At 46.9% G+C, this 1403-nt stretch carries 1 protein-coding gene; it reads left to right on the forward strand.

The window, feature by feature from the left end; genetic code table 11:
- Positions 1-236: 236 nt before the first annotated feature.
- A complete protein-coding gene (locus JGK36_RS25210) occupies positions 237-1277 on the forward strand; it encodes a glucokinase (RefSeq protein WP_293186736.1) in 1041 nt (346 codons plus the stop codon).
- Positions 1278-1403: the final 126 nt, after the last annotated feature.

The raw sequence follows: 1403 nt of genomic DNA on the forward strand, positions 1-1403 counted from the left end.
ACCGTTTCTCGATCGCGGGGTCAGGGATCTATAGTTGTTAATAGTGATAAGTAGGTTGGGTAGAACTGAGATCTTGCACCATTCTCAACAAGCCTTTTGCTGACAATCATGCAAGATGTGAGGTACAACGAAGTGAACCTACGCTTCGCTGGATCCAACCTGAAAATTATTGGTTTAACAGTGGACAATACTGTCAACTGTCAACTGTCAACTGTCAACTGTTTTATCGGAGGTTTATGGCATTATTATTAGCGGGCGATATTGGCGGAACTAAGACAATTTTGCGCTTGGTAGAAAGGACTGCTGATGGTGCAATGAATGCTCTTTACGAGTTTCGCTATCCGAGCGGGGAATTTCCCGATTTAGTGCCGATAGTTCAACAGTTTTTGACGGAAGCTGCTACTAAACTCGATTTGGCAGTGGAGCCTGAAAAAGCTTGTTTTGCGATCGCAGGCCCAGTAGTCAACAACAGCGCCAAACTGACAAATTTGCCTTGGCTGCTGGATGCAAAGCGTCTGGAAGAAGAATTAGGAATCTCCCGTGTTAGTTTGATTAATGATTTTGTAGCGGTTGGTTACGGCGTGTGTGGTTTGGAAGCTACAGATATACACACCTTGCAAGTAGGAAAACCGAGCCAGCACGATCCAATTGCTGTGATTGGTGCGGGTACAGGTTTGGGACATTGTTTTGCAATTCCCGAAGCAAATGGGATCAGGGTTTTTTCTTCGGAAGGGGGACACGGTGACTTTGCTCCTCGCTCGGAGTTGGAGTTTGAATTGCTAAAATATTTGTTAGCAAAACATAACATTCAAAGAATATCGATCGAGCGTGTAGTTTCGGGACAAGGGATTGTCTCAATTTACCAGTTTTTGCGCGATCGCAAGTTTGCTCCTGAATCAGCCGAAGTGGGGGAAGCGATCGCTCAATGGGAGTCGGAAATCGGTAAAACCGAGAAAACAGTCGATCCGGGGGCGATAATTGCGGCGGCTGCACTCCAAAAGTGCGATCGGCTTTCGGAACAAACAATGCAAATGTTTGTAGAAGCTTACGGTGCGGTGGCCGGAAATATGGCTGTTTCACTTCTACCTTACGGCGGTTTGTACGTAGCCGGCGGCATCGCTGCGAAGATTTTGCCACTGATTCTAGAAGGCAGTTTTATGCGAGCTTTTACGCACAAAGGTCGGATGGATTCGCTATTAGAAATGATACCAGTTCGCCTGGTTTTGAATGGCAATGTCGGGTTAATTGGAGCGGCGGTTTGTGCGGCAGGCCTTTAGGGGATTGAATCTGAGGAAGTTGTTAAAATTAGGGGCGGGCTAGAAGCCCACCCCACAAGATTTTTTGTGGCACAGGCATCTTGCCTGTGAAAGTGCTTGTGGCACAGGCATCTTGCCTGTGACAAA

The organism is Microcoleus sp. PH2017_35_SFW_U_B, assembly GCF_020737865.1.
In the GTDB taxonomy this organism is placed as follows: domain Bacteria; phylum Cyanobacteriota; class Cyanobacteriia; order Cyanobacteriales; family Microcoleaceae; genus Microcoleus.

What these genes read in the sequence shown, in the direction of transcription:
- JGK36_RS25210 (WP_293186736.1), top strand. Translation starts at nt 237, where the DNA reads ATGGCATTATTATTAGCGGGCGATATTGGCGGAACTAAGACAATTTTG.